This is a genomic window from Pseudarthrobacter polychromogenes, from assembly GCF_014644495.1.
Lineage (GTDB): Bacteria > Actinomycetota > Actinomycetes > Actinomycetales > Micrococcaceae > Arthrobacter > Arthrobacter polychromogenes.
The window spans coordinates 269493-292807 of the sequence record NZ_BMKU01000005.1; the positions used below are offsets into that span (position 1 = coordinate 269493).

Genomic DNA, 23315 nt, shown 5'->3' on the forward strand with positions numbered 1-23315 from the left:
GTCCTGTATTTTTCGGAAGGGCAAGAAGTCCATGGAAGAAGAACATCCGGCGTACTTTGTGAAGTCGGTGGGGAAGGCCTTTGACGTCCTCAGGGCGTTCACGTCGGATACCCCCCGCCTGACCGTCTCCCAGATTGCGGCGGCGACGGACATAACGCGCGCCTCTGCCCGGCGGTTCCTGCTGACGCTGGCGGACCTTGGGTACCTGCGGACGGACGGACAATCTTTTGAACTGACCGCCCGCTCCCTGGAGCTTGGTTCATCCTTCCTCTCCACCCTGTCCCTTCCCCGCGTAGCCGAGCCGCACCTCAAATTGCTGGCGTCCGAGCTCGGCGAGACGGCGTCGCTTTGCGTCCTTGATGGGGCGGACGTCGCCTACGTCGCCTGTGTCCCGTCCCCGCGGCTCCTCAACGTATCCATCAGCGTGGGCACCAGGTTTCCGGCGTGGGCGACGTCCATGGGCCGGGTGCTCCTCGCTGCCCTGCCGGCCGACAGCCTGGAGGCGTACTACGAATCGGTCCACCTGCAGCGTTATACCGAGCACTCCGTCGGCAGCCTGGAAGCCCTCAAGGACGAGGTCAGCCTTGCCCGGAGCCAGGGGTGGTCCATGGTGTCCCAGGAACTGGAGAACGGCCTGCGCGGCGTTGCCGTTCCCATCTGGTGCGGAGACGAGGCCGTCGGCGCCGTCAATGTCTCATTGCAGACCCACCGCTCCTCCCAGGACGTGATCGAACAAACAGTTGTCCCGCTCCTGCAGGAAACAGCCCGAGGGATAGGGCTGGACTACCAGGGCCGCCCGGCAAAACGCCTCGGCAGGGTGAATGTACTTGGGCCCGCAATGGCGGACATGCAAACCTGACAGGGCCCGCACGGCACCCCGGCCCGCGGCACCAGCGAACCAGCCGGCCCTTGCCCCGGAGCGGCAGGAATGCCACTGTGTCTCATGGCCACAGAAGCTGACGTCCGCAGGATTGCCCTGGCGATGCCGGGCGTCACGGAGCGGCTGAGCTGGGGCCAGCCCGCATGGTTCGCCAGGACCCTGATGGCCCGCATCTGGGAACCCGGAGTCCTCACCGTCAAGACTGACGAACGCGAGGCCCTGGCGGGAACGGAGCCGGAAACGTTCTTCTGGACCCCGCATCACGAGCGTTCTCCCCAGCTGGTGCTGGTGCGCCTGGCCGGGATCAGCGGGGAGCTGCTGGCGGAACTGCTGCAGGATTCCTACCGGCTGGCGGGCGGGGAACACAGCAGCCGCATGCAGCCGTAAGGTAACTGTTTGCCACAAAAGCACGCCGCCCTACTCCCGCGGCACCGGTGCGGGCCATAGACTCAAGCCAACTACGTGCAGCAGCGCCGCTCCGCGAAGCCACCTCGTCCAGGTGACCAGGAACGGCCCGGCAGGGCGGCGCTCCCGCATCCATGCAGCGAGGGGAGTCAGCGGGTGAAACTGGGCATACCGCGGGAACGCCGGGAGGGTGAACGGCGGGTGGCCGCCACCCCGGAAACGGTCAAGCAGCTGGCGGCGCTCGGCGTCGAGATACTCCTCGAGGAAGACGCCGGCGCCGCGGCCGGGTACCCGGACCTCGCGTACAGCCAGGCGGGTGCACACATTGTCCCTGAGCTCGATCCCGCCCAGCTGGACGTCCTCGCCCACGTCCGGCCCCTCGACCCGGACACAGCCCGGTCCCTCAAAAGGGGAGCCGTCACCGTGGGCCTCGCATCGCCGTCGTCCGAACTGCCAACCGTCCAGGCGCTCGCCGACGCCGGCGTCACATCCTTCGCCCTGGAACTCGTGCCCCGCATCTCCCGGGCCCAGTCCATGGACGCCCTCAGCTCGCAGGCACTCGTGGCCGGGTACCGCTGCGTCCTTGAGGCGGCCATCCGGCTGCCCAGGTTCTTCCCGCTGTACATGACCGCCGCCGGTACCGTCCCGCCCGCCCGGGTCCTGGTGTTGGGGGCCGGGGTGGCGGGCCTGCAGGCCATTGGCACCGCAAAACGCCTGGGCGCCCGGGTCTTCGCCAACGATATCCGCCCCGCCTCCGCGGACGAGGTAGCCTCCATGGGCGGCACCTTCATCCGGCTGGACCTCGAAACGGCGGAGGCTGCCGGCGGCTACGCCCGCCAGCTCAGTTCCGACGCCGGCACCCGGCAACGCCAGCTGCTGGCACCGCACGTGGCCCAGGCCGACGTCCTGATTACGACGGCGGCCGTCCCCGGCAGGCGGGCACCGCTCCTGGTCACGCGGGAGATGGTGCAGGGCATGCGGGCCGGGTCGGTGGTTGTGGACCTCGCTGCCGAGTCGGGCGGCAACGTGGAAGGCGTCGTGGCGGGCCAGGACGTTCCCGTACCCACCGCGGACGGCTCCGGCCACGTCTGGCTGGTCGGCCTGAAGGATGCACCCTCCGCCATGGCGTCGGACGCTTCCCGCCTGTACGCCAAGAACGTCGCCAACCTGCTGGTGCTGATGGTCCGGGACGGTGCGCTCGCTCCCGACTTCAGTGACGAGGTTGTCGCCGGGGCCTGCCTCACCCACGACGGCACGGTACGGCACCAGGCGACGGCGGACCTGCTGGCCGAGCGGGCCGGCGCCCGGCGGGAAGGGGCGCTCTGATGGACGGTATGAGCCTGCTGACCATCACGGTCCTGGCCGTCTTCGTCGGCTTCGAGGTGGTGTCCAAGGTCTCCAGCACCCTGCACACGCCGCTGATGTCCGGCGCCAATGCCATCCACGGCATCATCCTGGTGGGCGCCATCATCGTCGCCGGCCAGGCTGCAGACCCGTGGGTGCTCGCGGTGGCGCTCCTCGCCGTCGTCCTTGCCACCGCCAACCTGGTGGGCGGCTTTGTGGTGACCGACCGGATGCTGCACATGTTCCATGCGCGCAAAGCGGCCGGTACCAAGCAGGCCGCCCGGAAGGCGGACGGCAAATGAGCCTCCTGAACCCGGTGTGGACGTCGCTGCTGTACCTGGTCGCCGCCGTCTTCTTCATCCTGGCGCTGCGCGGGCTCAGTTCCCCGCGGACCGCCCGCCGCGGCAACCTGATCGGCGCGCTGGGTGCGTTGATCGGCGTCGTCACGGTGTTCCTGTCCGCGCAGCTGGACAACGTCCCGTGGATCCTTGGGGCCATCGTGGTGGGGTCGGCCGTGGCTGCCCCGGTGGCCCGGGGCGTGAAGATGACGCAGATGCCGCAGCTGGTTGCCGCCTTCAACGGCGTGGGCGGCGGAGCTGCTGCCCTCGTGGCGCTTCTCGAACTGAGCCACGCAGGCGATCCCTGGGTGCGGCTGGCCATCGTCTTCACGCTCCTGATCGGTGCCGTGTCCTTCGCAGGTTCGGGGGTCACGTTCGCGAAGCTCCAGGAACTGATGACCACGCGGCCGGTGGTGTTCCGCGGGCTCCCCGTGGTGATGGCCGCGGTGCTGCTCGCCGCCGTGGCGGCCGCCGTCGTCGTCGTTTTTACCGGTTCCCTTCCGCTCGCGTTGCTGCTGCTGGTGCTGGGACTGGCCGCCGGAATCCTGCTGGTGCTGCCGGTGGGCGGGGCCGACGTCCCTATCGTCATCTCGCTGCTGAACGCCTTTACAGGCCTTGCCGTGGCCGCCTCCGGCGTGGTGCTGGGCAACGTGCTGCTGGTGGTGGCCGGCACCCTGGTGGGCGCCTCGGGCACCATCCTTACCCGGGCCATGGCGGCGGCGATGGGACGCAGCGTGGCGGGCATCCTGTTCGGCGCCTTCCGGGGAGGCTCGACGGCGGGATCCACCGCCGTGAGCGAACGTCCCGTCCGTTCCTCCAGCGCGGAGGACGTTGCAGTACTCCTGGGCTACGCGCAGCGCGTCATCATTGTTCCCGGCTATGGGCTGGCCGTGGCCCAGGGCCAGCACACCGCGGCCGAGCTCGCACTGGCACTGGAAAGCCGCGGGATCGAGGTGGACTTCGCCATCCATCCCGTGGCCGGCCGGATGCCCGGACACATGAACGTGCTGCTGGCCGAAGCCAACGTCCCGTACGAATCCCTCAAGGAAATGGGGGAGATCAACCCGGAGTTCAAAACGGCGGATGTGGCGCTGGTAGTGGGCGCGAACGACGTCGTGAACCCGGCAGCCAAGACGTCCTCCGGTTCACCCATTTACGGCATGCCCATCCTGGAAGTGGCGGATGCCCGGCAGGTGGTGTTCCTCAAGCGTTCCATGCGTCCCGGGTTCGCCGGGATCGAGAATGACCTGCTGTACGAGCCGCAGACGTCGCTGCTGTTCGGCGACGCCAAGGACTCGCTGGCCCAGGTGCTCGGGGCCGTCAAAGCACTGTAGCCGCGCCCCTCGCGGCGAAGCTCCTGCCGGCCTGCTTCGAGGCCCGGGCGGGGCAGGCTAGTCTTCTCTCAGACGTAGCCTTTCCACTTGCCATCAGAGGACACCATGACTGCCAACAGCTCCACCTCTCTCCAGCGTGCTGCAATCATCGTCAATCCCGCCAAGCCGGTGGACATCGACGTGCGCGGCCTGGTGGCAAAGCACTGCGTGGAGAACGGCTGGGGCGAGCCGCTCTGGTTCGAAACCACCAAGGAAGATCCCGGTGTAGGCCAGGCCAAGGAAGCACTCGCGCAGGGGGCGGACATTGTGATCGCCGCCGGCGGCGACGGGACCGTCCGGTGTGTCGCCGAGGTGCTGTCCGGCGGGGACGTGCCCATGGGGCTGCTCCCGCTGGGTACCGGCAACCTCCTGGCCCGCAACCTCGGCATGGACGTCACTGATTACGACGGCGCCATGGCCGGGGCCCTGACCGGCACCGAGCGGAAGATCGATGTGGTCCGTGCCCGCCGCAGCGACCCGGACATGGAGCAGCTGTTCCTGGTGATGGCCGGGGTGGGATACGACGCCACCATCATGGCCGACACCAACGAGGAACTAAAGGACAAGGTGGGCTGGCTGGCCTACGTGGACGCAGGTATCCGGAACCTGCCCGGCAAGCCGGTCAAGGCCACCATTGTGATCGACGGGAAGCCGGCTGTCCGCCGCGGTGTCCGCAGCGTCATGGTGGGCAACTGCGGCAAGGTCCAGGGCGGCCTGGAAATCTTCCCCGAGGCAAAGGTGGACGACGGCCTGCTGGACGTTGCCGTGCTGGCGCCGCACCACGGGAAGCTGGGCTGGTTCTCGGTGGTTGCCGGAATGATCGGCAAGGGGCGGGGGAAGGACACAGCCGTAGAGTACTTCCAGGGCAAAACCGTGGAGATCACCCTGGAGCACAACGACGACTACCAGCTGGACGGCGACCACGAAGGGCAGGGCAAGCACGTGGTCATGACCATGGAACCGGCAGCCCTGACCCTCCGTATGTAATTCCCAACTGGGTAGCGCTAACTGTCGTTTTGGAGGGTCATAACGACACTTAGCGCTACTCAGTTGGGCGGGGACGGGGCGGGCCGGTGCGCCAGGATTTCGGCGAGCTCCGCGAGCCGGTGGGCGCGGGCTGACTCCGCAGGAGTGAACGGTTCCCCGGGCCGGGCAAAGGTGATGGGGCCGTGCCAGGCCGTCGGGATCTTAAGCCGGGTGCCGGCGTCGTGCCTTTCCAGCAGTGCCTCGGCAGGGGAAAGGACCCGTGCCCGCAGGAGCTCGGCCACGGCCAGCGGAAGCTCGTCCGGCGCCTCAGCTATCCGCGCCGCCAGGCTCAGCGCTTTTGTCTGCCCGTCCGCCATCGCCAGCGCGGTGGTTGGCCAGACGTGGGAGTGTGTACCGCCAGCCAGGTGCAGCGACTCCAGGAGCTGGTATTCGTCCACATCGCCGGGCGTGGACAGCACAAACTCGTCCAGTACGCCGCCGGCCACCGGGTGAACGTGGATGCTCAGGATGTTGGTCTCCAGGCGGGCCAGGGCCTTGGTGACTTTCTGCAGCGCCCCCGGCTCATCCTGCAGGACGGTGCGTGCCCTCCATAGCGCCGGCGCCCCGGCGAGCCGGCGCCTGTGCCGCAGCGCCGGTGCATGCAGCCATCCGCGAAGCACCCGTGCCGCGGAGGGCTCAGCCACCCAGATCACCAGGACGGTGGCTGTAACAGTCAGCACAAGGACCTTGGCCAGGTAGGAAAGCTGGGTGTCCACCACCAGGGCGTGGACCAGGAGCTCGATCGGCAGCATCACGGCCACGTTCGCCAGGGTCAGCCGGGTCCTTGTTGGTTCGGGCATCAGGCCGCACACTTCGCAGCTCAGTTCAGACGCGGGAGTCTTGCTTGCACCGGGCTTCATGGTCCAAGGATCGCGTCGTGCTGTTTCGGCGGTGTTGCCCGGCCGTTCCGATCGTGCGAAGCATGCCGGGCGTAGGATTTTTGGTGGAACGTCAGCGCGGCCGCCCGTCTCACCAGAAACAGATCCCAGACGCCCGGCACCGCAGGAAGGCCCTATTCCACGTGAAGATGCTCACCGAGATGTTCAACATTGCCCCCGCCAACAAGGACCACCACCCGGCCCTGAGGTGCGCGGTGGGTGTCTTCGTGCCACTCTTCACGCTTGTGCTGCTGGGCCGGCTGGACCTTGCCATCTTCGCGTCCTTCGGGGCTTTCACAGGCATCTACGGCCGCGGCGAACCCCACGGCATCCGCTTCGCACTGCAGCTGCGGGCCGGCCTGCTGATGCTGCTGGTCATCCTCCTCGCAGCGCTCGCTGCCCGGGCCGGCGGAGCCTGGGGACTGGACGAGGCCGGAACCACGTGGCTCCTGGTCCTGGCCACCACGCTGGTGGCAGGCGGCTGTTCGGTGGCAATCGCGTGGTTCCGCCTGCGCCCGGCGGGATCGCTGTTCCACATCTTCGCCTTCGCGGCCATTGCCTCCATTCCCAACCAGCCGCCGCTGTGGGAGGGCATGCTGGTGGCCTCCCTCACCACCGCCTTCTGCCTGCTGATCGGGTTCTCCTCCCGGATACTGCCCAGCCGCCGGGCAGCATGGTCCCGGCCGCGCCCCATCCGCCGCACCCCCGACGAAAAGCGTGCTGCCCTGCTTGAGGGCTTGGGCTACCTGGTGGCTGCAGGCCTGGCCGGTGCGCTGGCCACCTGGGCCGGCAGCCGCCTCGGGTTCGGCCACAACTACTGGGCCATGGTGGCCGCCGTCGTGCCGCTGGTGGGCCACACCACCCGGCACCGGGTCCGCCGCGGGGTGCAAAGGATCATCGGCACCGTGCTGGGGCTGGTGGTGATGGCGGGCATCCTGCTGCTGGGCCTGCAGCCCTGGCAGACCGTCCTGGTCATGGCGTTGTGCCAGTTCGGCGCCGAGATGTTCATCATCCGGCAGTACCTGCTGGCCCAGGTCTTCGTCACGCCATTGGCGCTGGTGTCCACCCTCCTCGTGGTTCCTTCCTCGCCTACCATCCTGCTCCGGGACCGCATCATTGAAACGGTGATCGGCGCCGCCGTCGGCATCGCCGTGGTCCTGGCCCCCGGCGCGTGGCGCCGTCTCCGCGGACGCGCGACGGCGGCCCCGGCCGAGGTGCCTTAGCCGCCGCAGCTGCGGCGAAGGTAGGCTGAAAGCGTCCCATTCAACGGAAGCGGTGCGTGCAGTGGCGAATTCTGCCTCGGGTGATTCGGTGGTGGACCGCATTGTCCGCTTGCTCTCCGCCTTCCCCGAGGACGTCAGCGCCCTGCAATTGTCCGAACTGGCGGAGCGCGCGGGCCTTCCGCTCACCACTGCCCACCGGCTGGTACGCCAGCTTGCGCACCACGGCCTGCTGGACGCCGCTCCCGGCGGCCTGGTGCGCCCCGGCCTGCGGCTCTGGGAACTGGTCAACCGCACCGCACCCACCCTTGCCCTGCGGCAGGCCGCCATGCCGTTCATGGAGGACATCCAGCAGGTCCTCAACCAGAACGTGAACCTGGCCGTGCTGGACGGCTGGGACGCGCTTTTTGTGGAACGGCTGTCCCGCCGCGGATCCGTGGCCAACCGGGCGAGGGTGGCCGGCCGGATGCCCGTCCATACCTCGTCCGCGGGACTGGCGCTGATGGCCCACCAGGACAGGCTGCTGCAAAGCCAATACCTGGACCAGTTCGCGGACCCGGACGGTAAGGTCGCCACCGACGCTGTCCGCTTGCTGCTCAGCGAGACGTTCCACCAGGGCTTTGCCCAGCTTAAGGGCGTGGTGGACCCGGACACGTGGGGGATCGCCGTCCCTGTGCTGGACGCCCGCCAGCGCGCGGTGGCGTCGCTCGGCGTCGTGGTCCCTTTGCGCGAGATGCGGCTGCAGGCACTGGTGCCCGCACTGCAGACGGCCGCCAGGGGGATAGCCCGCAGGCTGAACGACTCGTAGGCCGGCACCAATTCTTCCGTTGAACGGAATTCATATAACGCCGCTCACCTGCCGGAGCGCACACTGTTGGCAGAAGCACCACACGGCCGCGCAGCTGCGGCCCCGCAACGAAGCGAGAACGCCATGCCACGCACAATCATCACCACCCAGGTGGCCATCATGGGCGCAGGCCCGGCCGGCCTCATGCTGTCCCACCTGCTGGCCAAGGCCGGCATTGAGTCCACCGTCATTGAAGTCCGCAGCCACAAGGACATCTCGGAGACCGTCCGCGCGGGCATCCTGGAGCACGGCACCGTCAACATGCTCGTGGACAGCGGGGTCTCGGACCGGGTGCTGCGCGACGGGGACCGGCACGACGGCATCGAACTCCGGTTCAACGGGGAGAGCCATCGCGTGGATTTCAAGGACCTGGTGGGGGAGTCCGTCTGGCTCTACCCGCAGACCGACGTGTTCCTGGACCTCGCCGCCCGCAGGAAGACCGACGGCGGGGACGTCCGCTACAGCGTCACGGACACCACCGTGCATGACCTGGAAGGCCGGCCAAAGGTCTGGTTTACGGACTCCGAAGGGGCGGAGTTTGAGATCCAGGCCGACTTCCTGGTGGGTGCAGACGGGTCCCGCAGCCACTGCCGCTTCCAGATTCCCGAGGCCAGCCGCAAGTGGTACTTCCACGAGTACCCGTTTGCCTGGTTCGGAATCCTGGCCGAGGCTCCGCGCAGCGCCGACGAACTGATCTACGCCAACTCCGCCAATGGCTTTGCCCTGATCAGCCAGCGGACCGAGACCGTCCAGCGCATGTACTTCCAGTGCGACCCCAAGGAGAACGTGGCGGAGTGGGATGACGACCGGATCTGGGCGGAGTTCCGCAGCAGGGTCAACGGCAACGGCTTTGAGCTCAAGGAGGGGCCGGTGATCGACAAGATGGTCCTGCCGTTCCGCAGCTTCGTGCATACGCCCATGCGTCACGGCAACCTGTTCCTCGCCGGCGACGCCGCCCACACGGTCCCGCCCACCGGCGCCAAAGGCCTCAACCTCGCCATCCACGACGTCAAGATGCTCTTCGAGGGTCTGGATACCCATTACAACTCTGGCTCGGACCACCTCCTGGACTCTTTCAGCGGCCGGGCCCTGGAGCGGGTGTGGAAAGCGCAGCAGTTCTCCTACTGGATGACCACCATGCTGCACACCTCCACCGATGCGGACGACTTCTCCCGGGCGCGCCAGCTCGGCGAGCTGAATTCCGTGGTGTCGTCAAGGCACGGCATGGCCTACCTGGCGGAGGCCTACACCGGCTGGCCGGGCCACGCCTGACGTGCAGAGTTTTTGTCCAGATATGCAGGGTAAATAGCCCTTACACCCTGCATATCTGGACAAAAACTCTGTGGGGAGGGGCGACGGCGGGAGGCGCCTTAGGGGGCGAGCAGCCGGCGGACTGCGGCTGCGATGGACGCGGCCTCAGGCCGCTCGTCCCGCCTGACCGTGAGCAGGTGGAGCAGGACACCGTCGCCATAATCCGCCAGGTCCCGTGCCCGGGCGGCCGCATCGGCCACCCCCAGCGCGGTGAGGGCCGGGACCAGGCCGCCCACCAGCCGGAAATGCCCGGCAGTTACCGCTTCCGGCCGGTCCAGCGAAAGGGCCAGCCGGGCGCGGGTCAGGCCCGCGTGCTCGCCGGCCAGCGCCAGCAGCATGGAAGCCAGTTGGCCCGCAAGTTCCTCGAGGTTCCGCGGCGGACCAGCCGCTCCCTGGTCCCGGAGCAGCTGGGTGTCCAGGTGCTCCAGGCGGTCCAGCACCGCTTCCACCAGGGCGGTTCGGTTGCGGAAATAGTTGGAGGTGGTCCCTTCCGCCACCTGCGCGGCGGCGTCCACGGCCCGGTGGGTAAGGCCCTTCATTCCCTTGTCAGCCACGAGGGCGAGGGCGGCATCAAGGAGCTGGGTCCGGCGGTCAGGCATGCGCCCAGTGTAATTGAGCCCTTCCGGATCACTACAAAAGTAGTAAATTTACGTGCATGGACACAATCTCGATTGTTGGCGGCGGCATTGCCGGCCTGGCGCTGGCCGCGGGCCTGGACTCCAGCCGGTTCCTGGTGACGTTGTACGAGAAACGGCCCGAGCTGCCGGCAGTGGGCCACGCGCTGGGGATGTGGCCCAACGCCCAACGTGCGCTTGCGAGGCTGGGAATCCTTGAAGAGGCCCGGGCGGTCAGCCCGATGATCGGCAGCGGATCGGTCCGTGACGCCCAGGGAGAGCCCTGGATCACCATCAACGCGGGGGAGATGTTCGGCATCTCCCGGGTTGACCTGCTGCGGTTGCTGGACGGTGCCGTCCCGGGAACCGTCCGCCGGATCACCAGCACCGTCAGGTCACTTCCCGACGACGGCAGCCTGGTGGTCGGTGCTGACGGCGTGCACAGCGCAGTCCGGCGGGATGTCTGGGGCGCCGGAACGGATGCACGCCTCACCCCGTACCTCGCCCTCCGCGGGACCCTGCCTGCTCCGGTCAGCCAGGACGAGGTGGGCGAGTACTGGGGCCGCGGCGACCTGTTCGGCATGGCTGCCGCCCGGGGAGGGTCCTTCTGGTGGGCCAGCTACCGGTCCGGGATGGGCCCGTACGGGATTGACGCAGCGTCAGCCCTGGAATACGCCCGGGAGCGCTATTCCGGCCACGCGCCCGCCATCCGCCGCACGCTGGCCGCAGCCACGCCCGAAGCATGCCTTGTCCAGCGGATCTGGACAGTTCCGCATCTTGGCTCCTACGTCCGCGGGCGGACCGTGCTCATCGGCGATGCCGCCCACGCCATGCTGCCCACCCTGGGGCGCGGCGCCTGCGAGTCTCTGGTGGATGCCGTAACACTGGCTGACCTCCTCAACACGCTGCCCGAAGGCCAGGCACTGCGTGCCTACGACCGGCAGCGTCGGCCAAGGACCCGCGCCCTCAGCCTGGCGTCCTCTGCCATGGGGCGCGTCGCCTTTGCGGACGGTGCCCAGCCGCTGCGTGACGGCGTCCTCAAGCTGGCCCGGCGGCGGAACGCCCGCGCCGCCGTCGTCAGCGGTTCCGCTGGCTGATCAGCGCACGGGAGCTGCAGGCTGCGCGGCGTCCTCCCCGGCCACCGGCGTTCCCGGAAGCCCCGGACCGGGAACCTGGGAGGCCGGCGGGACGGCCGGCAGCTTCTTCTTCCGGGACCGCTCCCTGCTGGAGCGGCCATAGACGAGATACATGGTCACACCGGTGATGACCATCAGCAGCACCGTGTAGACGAACGTGTTGGCGACTCCGTCAACGCCCTCCGCGCCGTCGGTATTGGCCTTGATGACCAGGCCCAGCGGCTGGACCAGGGGGTGGGCCAGGAAGATCGCGGTGTCGTAGTCGTCCAGCAGGCTGTTGAAGTTCAGCGCCGTGATGGCGGCGGCCGCCGGGAGCACCAGCGGCAGGAGGATCCGCCGGAAGACGTACAAGGTCTTGGCGCCCATGATGGCCGCAGCCTCCTCCAAGGAGGAGTTGACCGAGGCGAAGGACGCCTTGAGCATGCGCAGCGTGAACGGGATCTTCACCGTGACGAACGCGATCAGCAGGATCACGGTGGTCCCGGTGAGGACTGCCCCCCCCACCAGGGGATTGGGGTGGTCGTAGCTGATGATGAGGCCCAGGGCCAGGAGCGCGGACGGCAGGATCCACGGAATGTGGAGCAGGTATTCGAAGACTGAGGCCACCCAGTTCTTGTACTTCTGCAGCAGCCGGGCCACAAACAGCAGCCCGCCCACGGCGATCAACGCCGCCAGGGCGCTGTACACCACGCTCACGATGAACGGCCGCAGCCCGGACGGCTGGGTCAGGACCCGCTGGTAGTTCTCCAGCGTGAGGCTGCCGAACACCAGCTCGCCCGTCTGGATCGCGGCGCCGTCGGCAAAGGAGTACAGCACAATCAGCACCACCGGCAGCGTGTACACCGCAAACAGCAGATAGGCCACCGCGTGGACCACCACGTTGGCCACAGGGTTGGTGATGTCCTGCTTCTGCAGCGCCGAGGAAACTTTGGACACCGAAAAATACGTGCCGCCCTTTTCCAGCCGGGACATCACGGCGAGCATCAGTATGGTGGCCAAACCCAGGATCACGGCCAGCAGCGCCGCCAGGTCCCGCGAGGTGGGGCTGTTGGTGAACGTCAGGATCATCGGGGTGATGGTCTGGAAGTCTCGTCCTCCGAGCACCTGCGGAGCGCTCAGGGCGCCGAGCCCGGTCAGGAAAGACAGGATGGTGACGGCGAACAGGGTCGGCTTGAGCATCGGCAGCACGATCCGCCGCAGGATGGTCCAGGTGGACGCCCCCAGGTTCCGGGCCGCTTCAATGGTCTGGTAGTCAACGCCTTTCAGGGCGTTGGCCACGAACAGCATGTGGTTGGTGGTGGTGGCGAACGTCATCACCACCAGGACGGCGAAGAAACCCGAGAACCACGCGGGGTCCATGCCGGGAAACACCTTGACCAGCAGGGACGTGACAATTCCCTTGTCCCCGTAGATGAACTTGTACCCGGCAGCCAGGACGATGCCGCCGTAGATGAAGGTGGACGCGTAGCCCAGGAACAGGATCCTGGAACCGCGGATCTGGAAGTAGTGCGTCACCAGGACAATGAACACACCCACCAGGTTCACCGTGATGGACAGGGCCACCGCCAGCAGGAAACTGTTGCCCAGCGCCTTCATGGCGCGTTGGGACGAGAAGAGCTTTTCCGCGGCCCGCCCGGAGAAGCTGCCGTCCGGGAAGAAGGTGGCGATCAGGACGTTGATGTTGGGCCAGACCAGGAATGCCGCGATGAACCAGGTCAGGACGGCCCCCACGATCAGTACGAAGGGGGAGCGGACCATGGCGCGAACCGCCGTGCTGCTCATGGCAGGACTGCTGCCGGGTCCCGCTGCCGAAGGGCGGCGCCTGTGTCCGGGTGGTATTGCAGAACGTGGGCAGGCTGGAGGTAGACGGTGGTTTCCGTGCCGGGGTCGTGGTGGGCGCCGCCTTCTTCCTTCACCAGGAGGCGGATGTCGGCGCCGTGGCTGCGCACCACGTACCGGCTGTGCAGGCCGTGGTAGGTGCGGGACACCACCGTGCCGGGAAGTCCGACGGCGGCTCCCCCTTCAGGCGCGGGGCTCAGGGACGCCTTTTCCACCCGCAGGTAGGAATTGGCGTCCGGGCTGAGCCCCGCCCCTGAGAGCCGGTTCAGCTCCGCCACGAACTCCGGCGTCAGGGCCGAGCTGTCCCCGATGAAGTTGCAGACGAATTCGGTGGCCGAATGGTCGTAGATCTCCTGCGGGGTCCCCACCTGCTCCACCGCGCCCTTGTTGAACACGGCTACACGGTCGCTCATGGCCAGGGCCTCGTCCTGGTCATGGGTGACGTACACCGTGGTGATCCCGAATTCGCTCTGCAGGTCCTTGAGCTGCTGGCGGAGCTGGTGGCGCAGCTTGGCATCCAGGTTGGACAGCGGCTCATCCAGCAGCAGGATTTTGGGCCGCAGCACCAGGGCCCGCGCCACCGCCACGCGCTGCTGCTGCCCGCCGGACAGCTCGGCGACGTTCTTGGACAGCTGCTCATCGCTGAGTTCCACCCGCCGGGCAATGTCCCGGACCAGGCGGTCGCTGTCCGCGGGTTTCTCCTTCCGGACCCGCAGCCCGAAGGCGATGTTTTCCCACACGCTCATGCTGGGGAAGAGGGCATAGTTCTGGAACACCATGCCCACCTGCCTTTTGTCGCTGGGAAGCCGGGTGACGTCCTTGCCGTCAACGTGCACTGTGCCGTTGGAAGGCTGGATGAAGCCCGCCAGCGTGCGCAGCGCCGTCGTCTTCCCGCAGCCGGACGGCCCCAGGAGGGTGAAGAACTCCCCCGGGAGCACGTGCAGGTCAAGGCCCGGGATGGCGGTGAAATCACCAAAGGAAACTTCGATGTTGTCCAAGCGGATCATGGCAAACCTGTCTGATGAAGCAAACGGCTGGGTGGACGGGGACCGGCAGTGTGCCGGGTTACGTCATGTACTCCAGCTCGATCTTTTCCACCCAGGCGCCCATGTTTTCCTGCACGAAGTCCCAGTCGATGTCCTGCTGCTTGAGGTCCGCGAAGAAGTCCACCACCTCGGGATTGGCCTGGGCTTCGGCCTCCTTGTTCACCGGCATCGCGTTGAACTGCTGGGCAAACTCGCCCTGGACTTCGGCGCTGCCGAACCAGTCGATGAACTTCTGCGCCTGTTCCTTCTTTTCTGTGCCCTTCACCAGCGCGATCTGTTCCACGGCCAGCGGGACGCCAACGGACGGGACCACTGTTTCCACGTTGACGTTGAAGGACTTCTCGCGTTCGGCGATGATCGAGGACGGCATCTGGCCCATGTCCACTTCACCGGCCGCGATCCGGGCAAAGAGGTCGGTCTTCGCAACTGCAGGGCTGCCGTTCTGGAAGTACTGCTCCACCTGCTCCCAGCCTTCGTCCGAGACGCCAAGGTCGCCGGAGTCGTCCTGGTAGCGGCTGAGGATTCCGGCGAAGACCAGCTGTGCCGTGGCGGTGCCCAGGCCGGTTACCCGCTCGTAGCGGTCTTTGAAGTCGTCCTTGGTCCACAGGTCGGTCCAGTCCTGCGGGGCGTTGTCCGCGGGGATCTTGTCCGAGTTGTAGCCGAGGAGGATGGCCTGCTTGACCAGCGGCCAGTACGTTTCGCCGTCGCCCAGTTCCTTGTCCACCTCGCCCGCCCACGACGGTTCGTAGGCCTCCAGGGCGTCCTCGGCCTGGATCTGCGAGAAGTACATGTTGTTGAGCCCGAAAGCGACGTCGGCGATGGGGTTGTTCTTTTCCGCGATCAGCTTGTTGGTGGCGTCCGCACCGCCCGCGCCGACGATCTCGATCTTGAAGCCGGCCTCGGCGGCCTTGGCGGTCCACCATTCCCCGCGGCCCTCACCGTTGGAGTTGGTGTAAACCACCAGGGTGTCCCCGGAACCGCCTGCCGGGGCTGAGGCATCACCGGACGCTCCCGGCGATGCTTCACCTCCTCCGCATCCGGCAAGAAGGGTGACGGCGACGGCGGCGGCAACCAAAGTCTTCAAAGTACGCACGATCTGGACTCATTTCTGGACTGGAATCGGAGCATGTCCGGCAAGCCTAACGCCGGGCAGGCGGAATTCACGGCTGTTATGGCTATCGATTCGATAAACAGCCCGGCTGGTTACTCTGGTCCAGTCAAAGGAACGGCCGGGGGCGTGCGGGTAAACAGGCGGTAAAGCGTCAGCCGCTACTGTGCGTCTCCGCTGAGCGTCTCCGTCAGGTGGTGGGTGGGGATCCTGTCCCGGTCGTAGGTGATTTCCGTGTAGCCGTGAGGCTCCGGCCTGCCTGATGGGTTGAGGTTCACGAAGACGATTTCCTCGATGGTGAGGATGCTCTGGCGGGTGATCATGTTGCGGACCTCGGCGCGCATGGTCAGGGATGTCCGGCCGAAGCGCGTGGCAGTCAGCCCCATTTCGATCAGGTCGCCCTGCACTGCTGAGCTGACGAAGTTGATCTCCGAGATGTACTTGGTGACGGCGCGCCCGTTGCCCAGCTGGAGGATCGCATAGATGGCCGCTTCCTCATCGATCCACTTCAGCAGGCTGCCGCCGAACAGCGTCCCATTTGCGTTCAGGTCCTCGGGCCGGACCCACTTGCGGGTACGGAAAGTGATGTCTGCTGTCTCCATAGGCCGAGGTTAGCCGAGGCGCTGCGGCCGCACCCACTGTGACGAAGCCCGCCCCGGAAGCCGGGACGCCTGCCTAGGCCATTGCGGTCTGCGCGGCGCTGCGGGCATTGATGCTCTTGGCGTAGCAGTACGAGTGCGCCACCCCAATGTAGTGGCCAAAGTTGGGCACACCCTCAAATCCGGAGTTTTCGTAAAAGTTCCGGCCGTCCGGCTGGGCAGATCCCGCTTCGGCCTTGATGCGCGTGTATCCAAGTTTGAAAGCTTCCGCCTCGAGGGCCGCCAGTATCGAGCTGGCCACGCCTGAGCCGCGGGTGTAGGGAAGGACGTACAGGCGCTTGATCTCTGCAGTGGTGGCGTCGATCATCCGCAGGCCGCCGCAGCCCACGGGCTGGCCCGAGCCTTTGTCATAAGCCACCAGGAAGACGGCACAGTCCGCGCTCGACGGCGGCGGGCCGGGTTCGTGGTCAGGGGTGCCAAAGCGGGCGTCGAGTTCGGCCTGCTGCGCGCGCCGCAGGTCGGCGCCTACGGGGTTGGACCAGGGCACCTGCCTGATGTTCAACCGCGGGTTGGTCTGCATTCTGCCTCGCTTCGCCGAAGGGTTATGCAAACTTAGGCTACGAGGAGGCGGTTACGCCGGTGTTTCCTGCCGGTTAGTTCCCGGAGAACGCATCAGGACTCGCCTGCCGCAACTTACTTGGCTGCCTAGTTATTAGCTGGTCTAATATGATTGCATGCGTTCTACGGGTAATGAGGGGTCCGGTTATTGGTACGGGCCCGACGGTCAGTTGGATTACAGCGCCGCGGTGTTGAAGTCCCTGCGGGACTACCGGACCGCTGAAACGGCGGTGCGCCGCTCCACCCGGGACTCCATGGGCATGGGGGAGACGGATATCCTGGCCCTCCGCTACCTGCTGCGCGTCCAGGCCTCCGGAAAGTCGGTGGTACCCAAGGACATCAGCCAGTTCCTCGGCATCACCAGCGCTTCCACCACATCCCTTATTGACCGGCTCGTGGCCAGCGGGCATGTCCGCCGCGAGGCCCACCCCACCGACAGGCGCTCCGTCGTTGTGGTTCCCACCGTTGAGTCCGACAGGGAGGTGCGCCTGACCCTTGGCAACATGCACCGCGAAATGATGGCGGTAGCCGAGGGCCTCTCGGTAGACGAGGCGAGGGTGGTGGTGGAGTTCCTGAGCCGGATGACCGAAGCGCTGCAGAAATCGCACCATGAGGAAAAAAGTAACTAGCCTGACTAGCTAGATGGACTAGCAATATGTATGCTTACGAATAATCCCGAACATTTACAGCCGGAGTCGTGAGCGTGTTGGTTACCTTTACTGAGCTTTTGCCCCTGGATTCCCCTGCATCCAACCCTGACTCCAGCGCACCGTGTCCGTCGGACGGCACTGGCAGCGGCGCTGCCCTCCATTGCGGAACGGCCATGGACCTCGTCACCCCCGCCGTGGGGCCGGCCGCCGTCGGCTACTCGTTTGAACCTGAGGGCGGCGGTCCCGTCCAGCTTCCGCCCGTGTGGCGCTGCGGGTGCGGCTTCCAGTTGGACGCATGGATCCGGTCCCCCTACGCCCGCGCATCCCGGGCCGGTGCCGCTGTGCAGGATGCGCCGCACTCCGCTGCCCTCTCAGCGTGAGCATCCCGTCCCCGGCGCACAGGCAGCCGCCTGGTGCGCTCACCCCCGGCGGGGCCGTGGTGGCCGGCCGCTACCAGTTCAAGGACCTCCTGGGCCGCGGCACACTGGCCCAGGTTTTCCGGGCCGCCGACCTTGACGGCGGACCGGATGTGGCCGTCAAAGTGGCGGTGGACGATTCCGTGAAGCATTTCGAGCGGATCAGCAGTGAGGCCGCCGTCCTGGCTGCCCTCAGCCACCCCTCGATTGTCAGGTATATCGGACTGGGCGTAGTCCCCAGCGGAACGCCGCTGGCCGGGCGGCCGTTCCTGGTGGAGGAGCTGGCCCTGGGCCCGAGCCTCTCGGAGGCCGCCCGTAGCAGCCGGCACCATCCCGACGCCATAGCCGGCTGGGCGCGGGGGCTCTTCGAGGCCCTGGCCCATCTCCATGGAGAAGGGCTGGTCCACCGGGATATCAAACCCGCCAACCTGATGCTGAGCGGGCTGCGGCGGAGCCCGGTGCGCATCGTGGATTTCGGCATCGTGGCGGCTGCCGGCTCACCTGCGGAACCAGGGGTTTCCTCAGGAACCGTGCACTACATGAGCCCGGAACAGGCCTCGGGAGGTCCCGTCTGTCCTTCCTGGGACGTCTATGCGATGGGTTTGGTCCTCCTGGAACTCCTCACCGGATCCAAGGCGTTTCCCGGGACGGCCATCGAGTCGCTCGTGGCCAGGACCCTTCGCAGTCCCCAGGTGCCGGACTCCCTGGGTCCAGGGTGGTCTTCCTTCCTCCGGTCCCTGACGGCCATGGACAGTGCGGAACGGCCGACGGCGGCGGAGGCCGCAGGCATGGCCGCGGGGCTCGTGCCCGTACCTGTGGACGAAGCCAGCAGCCCCTGCCGCAGAATGGCGGTTTTTCCCGCCCGCCGGATCCGGCAGCTGACCTAAGCCCCGGCGGTGTCCTGCCCGGTGGGGTCCTCCGCAGTTGGATCAGCCAGGGCGAGTCCGCCTACCGGGCTGCCGTCCCAGTGGAGCAGTTTCCAGCCGCGGTCCGGGTCGCCTTCCAGCGCCACGATTCCGGTGTTGGCCAGCACATGCCGGGCCGCGAACTCATGGTCCGCATCCTCCGCCCGGCGCCCCGCCCAGGTCCGGATGGCTGCGCCGTGGCTCACGACGGCCGCCGCCTCATGCCGGTGGTCGAGCGCCTGTTCAACCACCCGGCGGATGGCGGCGTCAAAGCGTTCAAAGAAGGTATGGCCGTCAGGGCCGGCCGGCATCCTCCGGTCCAGGTCCCCTGCCGCCCAGGCGAAGACCGTTCCCATGTAGCGCTTGTGGGACTCCTCGTCCGTCAGTTTCTCCAGGGACCCGGCTTCAATCTCGTGCAGGCCGTCCAGCACCTCGACCTCCAGACTGTGCACCCGGCCCAACGGTGCGGCGGTGATCTGCGTCCTGATCAGTGTGGACGCATACAGGGCGCCGATGGGTTCGTTCGCCAGCGAGCGGGCCATTGCCTCGGCCTGGCGTTCACCCAGTTCTGTAAGGCCGGGCCCCGGGTGCTCAGTGTCCAGCTGGCCGAGCACGTTACCGGGGGTCTGTCCGTGGCGGATGAGCAGCAACTTCATGCTTCCAGTTTCGCACTCCCGGCACGGCCGGGTGACCGCAACAGAAGGCGCCGGACCCCTTGGGAGCCCGGCGCCGCCGTCGTACTTTACTGCCGTACCGTCCGCGGAACGGGAGCGGGAGCTACTTCAGGTGGTCCACCAGCTGGTCCGCGATGCCGGTGTACTTGCCGGGCGTCAGCGCCAGCAGCCGGGCCTCGGCTTCAGGTGACAGGCCCAGGCTCTGCACGAATTCCTGCATGCGGCCGGCGTCCACCCGCTGGCCGCGGGTAAGGTCCTTGAGGCGCTCGTAGGGGTTTTCCATGCCTTCGACGCCGGCAATCGCTTCTGCGCGCATGACCATCTGGATGGCTTCACCCAGGACTTCCCAGTTGGTGTCCAGGTCTCCGGCCAGCACATCCTCAGCCACATCCAGGCGGTCCAGGCCCTTGGCAACGTTCGAGATTGCCAGCAGTGAGTGGCCGAATGCCACGCCGATGTTTCGCTGGCTGGAGGAGTCGGTGAGGTCCCGCTGCCAGCGGGACGTCACCAGCGTGGAACCCAGGACGTCCAGCAGCCCGCACGAGATTTCGAGGTTGGCCTCCGCGTTCTCGAAGCGGATCGGGTTGACCTTGTGCGGCATGGTGGAGGAGCCGGTGGCACCCGCAACCGGGATCTGCGCGAAGTAGCCGATGGAGATATAGCTCCAGATGTCCGTGCAGACGTTGTGCAGGATCCGGTTGAAACGCGCGACGTCGGCGTACAGTTCCGCCTGCCAGTCGTGGCTTTCGATCTGGGTGGTGAGCGGGTTCCAGGTCAGCCCCAGTCCCTCGACGAAGGACTTGGACACCTGCTGCCAGTCGGCGCTGGGCACGGATGCCACATGGGCGGCGTAGGTGCCGGTGGCGCCGTTGATCTTGCCCAGGTACTCCGTCCGGGCGATCCGGTCCAGCTGGCGGGTCAGGCGGTGCGCGATGACCGCAAGTTCCTTGCCCAGGGTGGTGGGCGTCGCGGGCTGGCCGTGCGTGCGGGACAGCATGGGGACGGCGCGGTTGTCCTCCGCCATCCTGCTGATCTGGGCCACCAGGGCGCGCGCGGCGGGCAGCCACACGTCCTCCACAGAGCCCTTGACGCCGAGCGCGTAGGAGAGGTTGTTGATGTCCTCGGAGGTGCAGCCGAAGTGGACCAGGGCGGTCAGGTTTTCGATGCCGATGGCGGGCAGGCGGCGGCCGATGTAGTACTCCACGGCCTTGACGTCGTGGACCGTGACGGCTTCGATATCCGCGAGTTCGGCCACCGAGCCTGCGTCGAATTCGGTCACGATGGCCCGCAGCTGGTCCTGCTGTGCAGAGGTCAGCGGCCCGGCACCCGGAAGGACGTTGTTGCTGGTGAGGTGGATCAGCCATTCAACTTCCACAGCCACACGGTCACGGTTGAGAGCCGCCTCGGAGAGGTAGTCCACCAGGGGCGCGACGGCTGACTGGTAGCGGCCGTCCAGCGGGCCGATCGCAATCTTTTCCGGGGACGCGGCAAGGGCCAGGCGTCCTGAGGGCGTACGGGTGTCAGCTGTGGCGGCAGTTTCAGGCATGTGCTGATTCTTTCACGAACTCCGGCGGCCCCTTAAGCGGCGGCCTGCACGTTACTTGTCCACATAGCCGACGGCGGCCCTACAGCCCGGGACAGTCCTTTCGTAGCGTCGGGGTAGGGAAGAGGGCCGGGCGGTGTGTCTTGGCGGGGTGCTACGGAAGTGGGGCGGCATGGAAGGGGAAGCTGAGGGATGGGAACGGGACTGGCGGCGGTGCGGGGCGTCCGTGGGGCGGAAGGGTGAGCAGTGAGCTGGCAGGGGCGGACCTGCAGGCCGACTTGCGCCGGGTTTCCCAGGTGGACCAGCTGGCTGCTCGTGTGGCGGCCTGCGTGGTTCGGGGAGAGGAAGTGCTTGCGGGATTCAGGGACATCCAGCTCCTGCAGTGGGAGTCGCCGGCAGGGCGGGCCTACCGGGACACCGTGGCTCTGCAGGCGTCGGCCCTGCGGCGCGCCCTCGAATCATTGATGGAAGCAAAGGCAGCCGTGGAACGGCACAGCCGGGAGACCCTGGTTGCCGGCTGCTCCTACGGCGGCAGGTTCTAGGTGGCCGAGGCCACGCCGTCCGGCACCGGCGGCCCTGTCCGGGTTACCGGCCCGGAACAGGACGGCCCCCTCACAATCCGGGGCGGGGTGGGCGGCATCAGCTTCCAGCTGGAGGAGCTGGCCGCGGGTGCGGAAAAAGTGGATGCCCTGGCGGGACGGCTTGCCGGGGTGGAGGCCGAGGTCCGCCGCATCTGGGAAGAGCTTATTCCGTTCCAGGACCAGCCCCGGTGGACCGGGACCATGGCCCTGAGCGCGGTGGGCGAGTCAGAGCGGAGCCTCCAGGCCGTGCGGACCGAACTCCAGCGCATCAGCAGCCAGGTCCGGGCGTGCAGGCAGGAGTACGAAATGGCGGAGGCAAGGGCAGCCGCTGAGCGGTCCCTTGGGATGATGGGCATTGGAGACCTCGGCAATGCTCTTGTGAACGTGTCCGTCACAGGCGCCGCTGACGAGAGAACGATGGAAACACTCGTCGCGTCCCTCGGGCTCGATGCCCCGGGAGTGAAGAAGCGCATTGAAAAGGAACCCTGGCCGTGGGAGGTGCTGGAGGACGCGGGCGCGTTCAACCGTCCCCTCGTTCTGGACCGCCAAGAGACGGTTTCCATTGATCTCGATTCCTCCCCGGCCGGCCTGCTGGAGCGCATCCGGCTCATCGATGCCCGCGGCCCGGGATTCATCGAGGTCATCCAGGTCCACGGGGGAGGAAAAAGTGCCTATGTGGTGGTGATTCCGGGCACGCAGCCGGAACTACTGAGCGCCGGCGGCAACAACCCCCTGGACGAGGTAGGGGTGGGTGAAGCGATGCTCTACGACTCTGACGAAATGAACATGGCGGCCCTGCAGGCTTTGAATGCCGCAGGTGCCGGGCAGGGAGACCCGGTGGTTGCCGTGGGATACAGCCAAGGTGGGATTCACGCCATGAACCTGGCTGCAGATCCCAGGTTTCTCCGGCAATATGACCTGAGGTACGTCCTGACGGCGGGTTCCCCCGTCGCAGGGATCAACGCCGCGCCGGGGGTGCAGTCTCTTCACCTCGAGCATCGCGCAGACTGGGTGCCCGGCTCCGACGGTGCACCCAATCCGGACACAAAGGACCGTGTCACCGTGTCCATGGGCCATGCCCCGAGGGCAGCGGAGGGGGAGGGCGGCCTCGGTACCGGCCACACCCTCACTACGTACCAGGACGGCGCCCGGCTGGTCTCAGCAAGCGACGACCCTTCACTGGTGCAGTCCACTGCGGCGCTGGGCGCTGTCCTGGGCGCCGGGGGCACAGCAACGGCCATGCGGTTTTCCCTGGCACGGACACCGGCGCCTGCATCACATCTCCACGCCGCGGACCTCCGCCGGCGGGAACGCGGGCATGGCGGGCGGTAGGCCGGTCTGCTAGCGGCGGACTCCGGTGATCCGGCCTGCCACCAGCGAGATCAGGGTGATGATGATGGCAGCGAACACGGCCGTCCAGAAGAACGAATCGATGGTGAAGTGCACCGGCGTGAAACTGCTGATCCAGGAGGTCAGGTACAGCATGGCGGCGCTGATGACGATGGTGAAGAGGCCCAGCGTGAGGATGGTGATCGGAAGGGACAGGAAGCTCACCAGCGGGCGGATGAACGCATTCACCAAACCAAAGATCAGGCCGATGAACACATACGCCAAAGCCGTGCCGGCCACATCCGTTCCCTGCGAGACACCCGTCTGGGCTACCGCGTCTGTTGTTGCCGATGTGGAGATTTCCAGCCCGGGAAGGATCCAGCTTGCAATCCACAGCGCCAACCCGTTGATGAGGACCCGGCCAATGAAAGAGAGCATGCGCCCATGCTTTCACACCTGCCTGTGAGCCAGGTGCAGGAGACGGTTCGATTGGGCAGTCGGCCGGAGTCGGCCCGGCGGCACCCGCCTCCTTCGGCGGGTGTCACACGTTTGCTTCCGGTATGACATCGGTGCAATGGATCTTGTCAATCTCCGACTGAAGCCTTGACATTCGGAAAGCGGTTTCTCATAGTAGA

The 23315-nt window shown here is 66.9% G+C and carries 25 protein-coding genes; 15 read left to right on the top strand and 10 right to left on the bottom strand.

The features are described 5' to 3' along the window. Positions 1 to 31: 31 nt before the first annotated feature. From IEX43_RS10525 to IEX43_RS10550, 6 genes are all read left to right on the top strand, one after another. Positions 32 to 859 (top strand): IclR family transcriptional regulator domain-containing protein, encoded by an 828-nt coding sequence (locus tag IEX43_RS10525; RefSeq protein WP_188810788.1) that lies wholly within the window; start codon positions 32 to 34, stop codon positions 857 to 859. An 84-nt stretch (positions 860 to 943) separates the two neighbouring features. After that, positions 944 to 1267, top strand: a complete 324-nt coding sequence (locus IEX43_RS10530) for an MmcQ/YjbR family DNA-binding protein (protein WP_188810791.1) — start codon at positions 944 to 946, stop codon at positions 1265 to 1267. Between the two features lie 174 nt (positions 1268 to 1441). Next, complete coding sequence (locus IEX43_RS10535) at positions 1442 to 2611, top strand: Re/Si-specific NAD(P)(+) transhydrogenase subunit alpha (protein WP_188810793.1); 1170 nt, start codon at positions 1442 to 1444, stop codon at positions 2609 to 2611. Then, complete coding sequence (locus tag IEX43_RS10540; protein ID WP_188810795.1) at positions 2611 to 2931, top strand: NAD(P) transhydrogenase subunit alpha part 2; 321 nt, start codon at positions 2611 to 2613, stop codon at positions 2929 to 2931. Before IEX43_RS10535 ends, IEX43_RS10540 begins: the two co-directional genes overlap by 1 nt. Then, positions 2928 to 4301 (top strand): NAD(P)(+) transhydrogenase (Re/Si-specific) subunit beta, encoded by a 1374-nt coding sequence (locus IEX43_RS10545; protein WP_188810797.1) that lies wholly within the window; start codon positions 2928 to 2930, stop codon positions 4299 to 4301. The genes IEX43_RS10540 and IEX43_RS10545 overlap by 4 nt, the downstream gene beginning before the upstream one ends. 105 nt (positions 4302 to 4406) lie before the next feature. Next, positions 4407 to 5327 carry a diacylglycerol/lipid kinase family protein gene (locus IEX43_RS10550; RefSeq protein ID WP_188811000.1) on the top strand — a complete coding sequence of 307 codons (921 nt, stop codon included), beginning with the start codon at positions 4407 to 4409 and terminating at the stop codon, positions 5325 to 5327. 59 nt (positions 5328 to 5386) lie between these two features. On the opposite strand, the gene IEX43_RS10555 is transcribed toward IEX43_RS10550, so the two are convergent. Beyond that, positions 5387 to 6226 carry an ACT domain-containing protein gene (locus IEX43_RS10555; RefSeq protein WP_188810799.1) on the bottom strand — a complete coding sequence of 280 codons (840 nt, stop codon included), beginning with the start codon at positions 6224 to 6226 and terminating at the stop codon, positions 5387 to 5389. Between the two features lie 161 nt (positions 6227 to 6387). Between IEX43_RS10555 and IEX43_RS10560 the strand changes: the two genes are divergently transcribed. From IEX43_RS10560 to IEX43_RS10570, 3 genes are all read left to right on the top strand, one after another. After that, positions 6388 to 7467, top strand: a complete 1080-nt coding sequence (locus IEX43_RS10560; RefSeq protein ID WP_188810802.1) for an FUSC family protein — start codon at positions 6388 to 6390, stop codon at positions 7465 to 7467. A gap of 61 nt (positions 7468 to 7528) precedes the next feature. After that, the gene (locus IEX43_RS10565; RefSeq protein WP_188810803.1) at positions 7529 to 8272 is read left to right on the top strand and encodes an IclR family transcriptional regulator; all 744 of its coding nucleotides are present in this window, start codon (positions 7529 to 7531) and stop codon (positions 8270 to 8272) included. A 123-nt stretch (positions 8273 to 8395) separates the two neighbouring features. Further along, positions 8396 to 9583: a 4-hydroxybenzoate 3-monooxygenase gene (locus IEX43_RS10570; RefSeq protein WP_188810805.1), complete on the top strand. Its 1188-nt coding sequence runs from the start codon at positions 8396 to 8398 to the stop codon at positions 9581 to 9583. Positions 9584 to 9681: 98 nt separating this feature from the next. On the opposite strand, the gene IEX43_RS10575 is transcribed toward IEX43_RS10570, so the two are convergent. Beyond that, a complete protein-coding gene (locus IEX43_RS10575; RefSeq protein ID WP_188810807.1) occupies positions 9682 to 10221 on the bottom strand; it encodes a TetR/AcrR family transcriptional regulator in 540 nt (179 codons plus the stop codon). A 56-nt stretch (positions 10222 to 10277) separates the two neighbouring features. On the opposite strand from IEX43_RS10575, the gene IEX43_RS10580 reads away from it, so the two are divergent. Then, on the top strand, positions 10278 to 11333 hold the full coding sequence (locus IEX43_RS10580; protein ID WP_188810808.1) for an FAD-dependent monooxygenase: 1056 nt from the start codon (positions 10278 to 10280) through the stop codon (positions 11331 to 11333). Here IEX43_RS10580 and IEX43_RS10585 read toward each other — a convergent pair whose 3' ends face one another. The 5 genes from IEX43_RS10585 to IEX43_RS10605 form a co-directional block, all read right to left on the bottom strand. Further along, a complete protein-coding gene (locus IEX43_RS10585) occupies positions 11334 to 13154 on the bottom strand; it encodes an ABC transporter permease (protein WP_188810810.1) in 1821 nt (606 codons plus the stop codon). After that, complete coding sequence (locus IEX43_RS10590; RefSeq protein ID WP_188810812.1) at positions 13151 to 14218, bottom strand: ABC transporter ATP-binding protein; 1068 nt, start codon at positions 14216 to 14218, stop codon at positions 13151 to 13153. Before IEX43_RS10590 ends, IEX43_RS10585 begins: the two co-directional genes overlap by 4 nt. Positions 14219 to 14276: 58 nt before the next feature. Continuing rightward, a complete protein-coding gene (locus IEX43_RS10595) occupies positions 14277 to 15350 on the bottom strand; it encodes an extracellular solute-binding protein (RefSeq protein WP_188810814.1) in 1074 nt (357 codons plus the stop codon). A 176-nt stretch (positions 15351 to 15526) separates the two neighbouring features. Beyond that, on the bottom strand, positions 15527 to 15967 hold the full coding sequence (locus IEX43_RS10600) for an acyl-CoA thioesterase (protein WP_188810816.1): 441 nt from the start codon (positions 15965 to 15967) through the stop codon (positions 15527 to 15529). Between the two features lie 73 nt (positions 15968 to 16040). After that, on the bottom strand, positions 16041 to 16544 hold the full coding sequence (locus IEX43_RS10605; RefSeq protein ID WP_188810818.1) for a GNAT family N-acetyltransferase: 504 nt from the start codon (positions 16542 to 16544) through the stop codon (positions 16041 to 16043). 154 nt (positions 16545 to 16698) lie between these two features. On the opposite strand from IEX43_RS10605, the gene IEX43_RS10610 reads away from it, so the two are divergent. From IEX43_RS10610 to IEX43_RS10620, 3 genes are all read left to right on the top strand, one after another. Continuing rightward, entirely contained in the window at positions 16699 to 17211 is a 513-nt protein-coding gene (locus tag IEX43_RS10610) for a MarR family winged helix-turn-helix transcriptional regulator (RefSeq protein ID WP_188810820.1), read from the top strand. A gap of 194 nt (positions 17212 to 17405) precedes the next feature. Then, on the top strand, positions 17406 to 17612 hold the full coding sequence (locus IEX43_RS10615; protein ID WP_188810822.1) for a hypothetical protein: 207 nt from the start codon (positions 17406 to 17408) through the stop codon (positions 17610 to 17612). Further along, a complete protein-coding gene (locus tag IEX43_RS10620) occupies positions 17609 to 18535 on the top strand; it encodes a serine/threonine-protein kinase (RefSeq protein WP_229666404.1) in 927 nt (308 codons plus the stop codon). The genes IEX43_RS10615 and IEX43_RS10620 overlap by 4 nt, the downstream gene beginning before the upstream one ends. Here the strand turns inward: IEX43_RS10620 and IEX43_RS10625 are convergent. Then, entirely contained in the window at positions 18532 to 19209 is a 678-nt protein-coding gene (locus tag IEX43_RS10625) for a histidine phosphatase family protein (RefSeq protein ID WP_188810826.1), read from the bottom strand. The genes IEX43_RS10620 and IEX43_RS10625 overlap by 4 nt on opposite strands. Before the next feature lie 121 nt (positions 19210 to 19330). Continuing rightward, positions 19331 to 20773 carry an adenylosuccinate lyase gene (purB, locus tag IEX43_RS10630; RefSeq protein ID WP_188810828.1) on the bottom strand — a complete coding sequence of 481 codons (1443 nt, stop codon included), beginning with the start codon at positions 20771 to 20773 and terminating at the stop codon, positions 19331 to 19333. 236 nt (positions 20774 to 21009) lie between these two features. Here purB and IEX43_RS10635 point away from each other — a divergent pair, with 236 nt between their 5' ends. Together IEX43_RS10635 and IEX43_RS10640 are read left to right on the top strand one after the other, a co-directional pair. After that, positions 21010 to 21312, top strand: coding sequence for a hypothetical protein (locus tag IEX43_RS10635; protein ID WP_188810830.1), 303 nt, complete (start codon positions 21010 to 21012; stop codon positions 21310 to 21312). Next, entirely contained in the window at positions 21313 to 22683 is a 1371-nt protein-coding gene (locus IEX43_RS10640) for a hypothetical protein (protein WP_188810832.1), read from the top strand. 9 nt (positions 22684 to 22692) lie between these two features. Here the strand turns inward: IEX43_RS10640 and IEX43_RS10645 are convergent, their stop codons facing one another. Then, positions 22693 to 23118, bottom strand: coding sequence for a phage holin family protein (locus IEX43_RS10645; protein ID WP_066272442.1), 426 nt, complete (start codon positions 23116 to 23118; stop codon positions 22693 to 22695). Positions 23119 to 23315 lie beyond the last annotated feature (197 nt).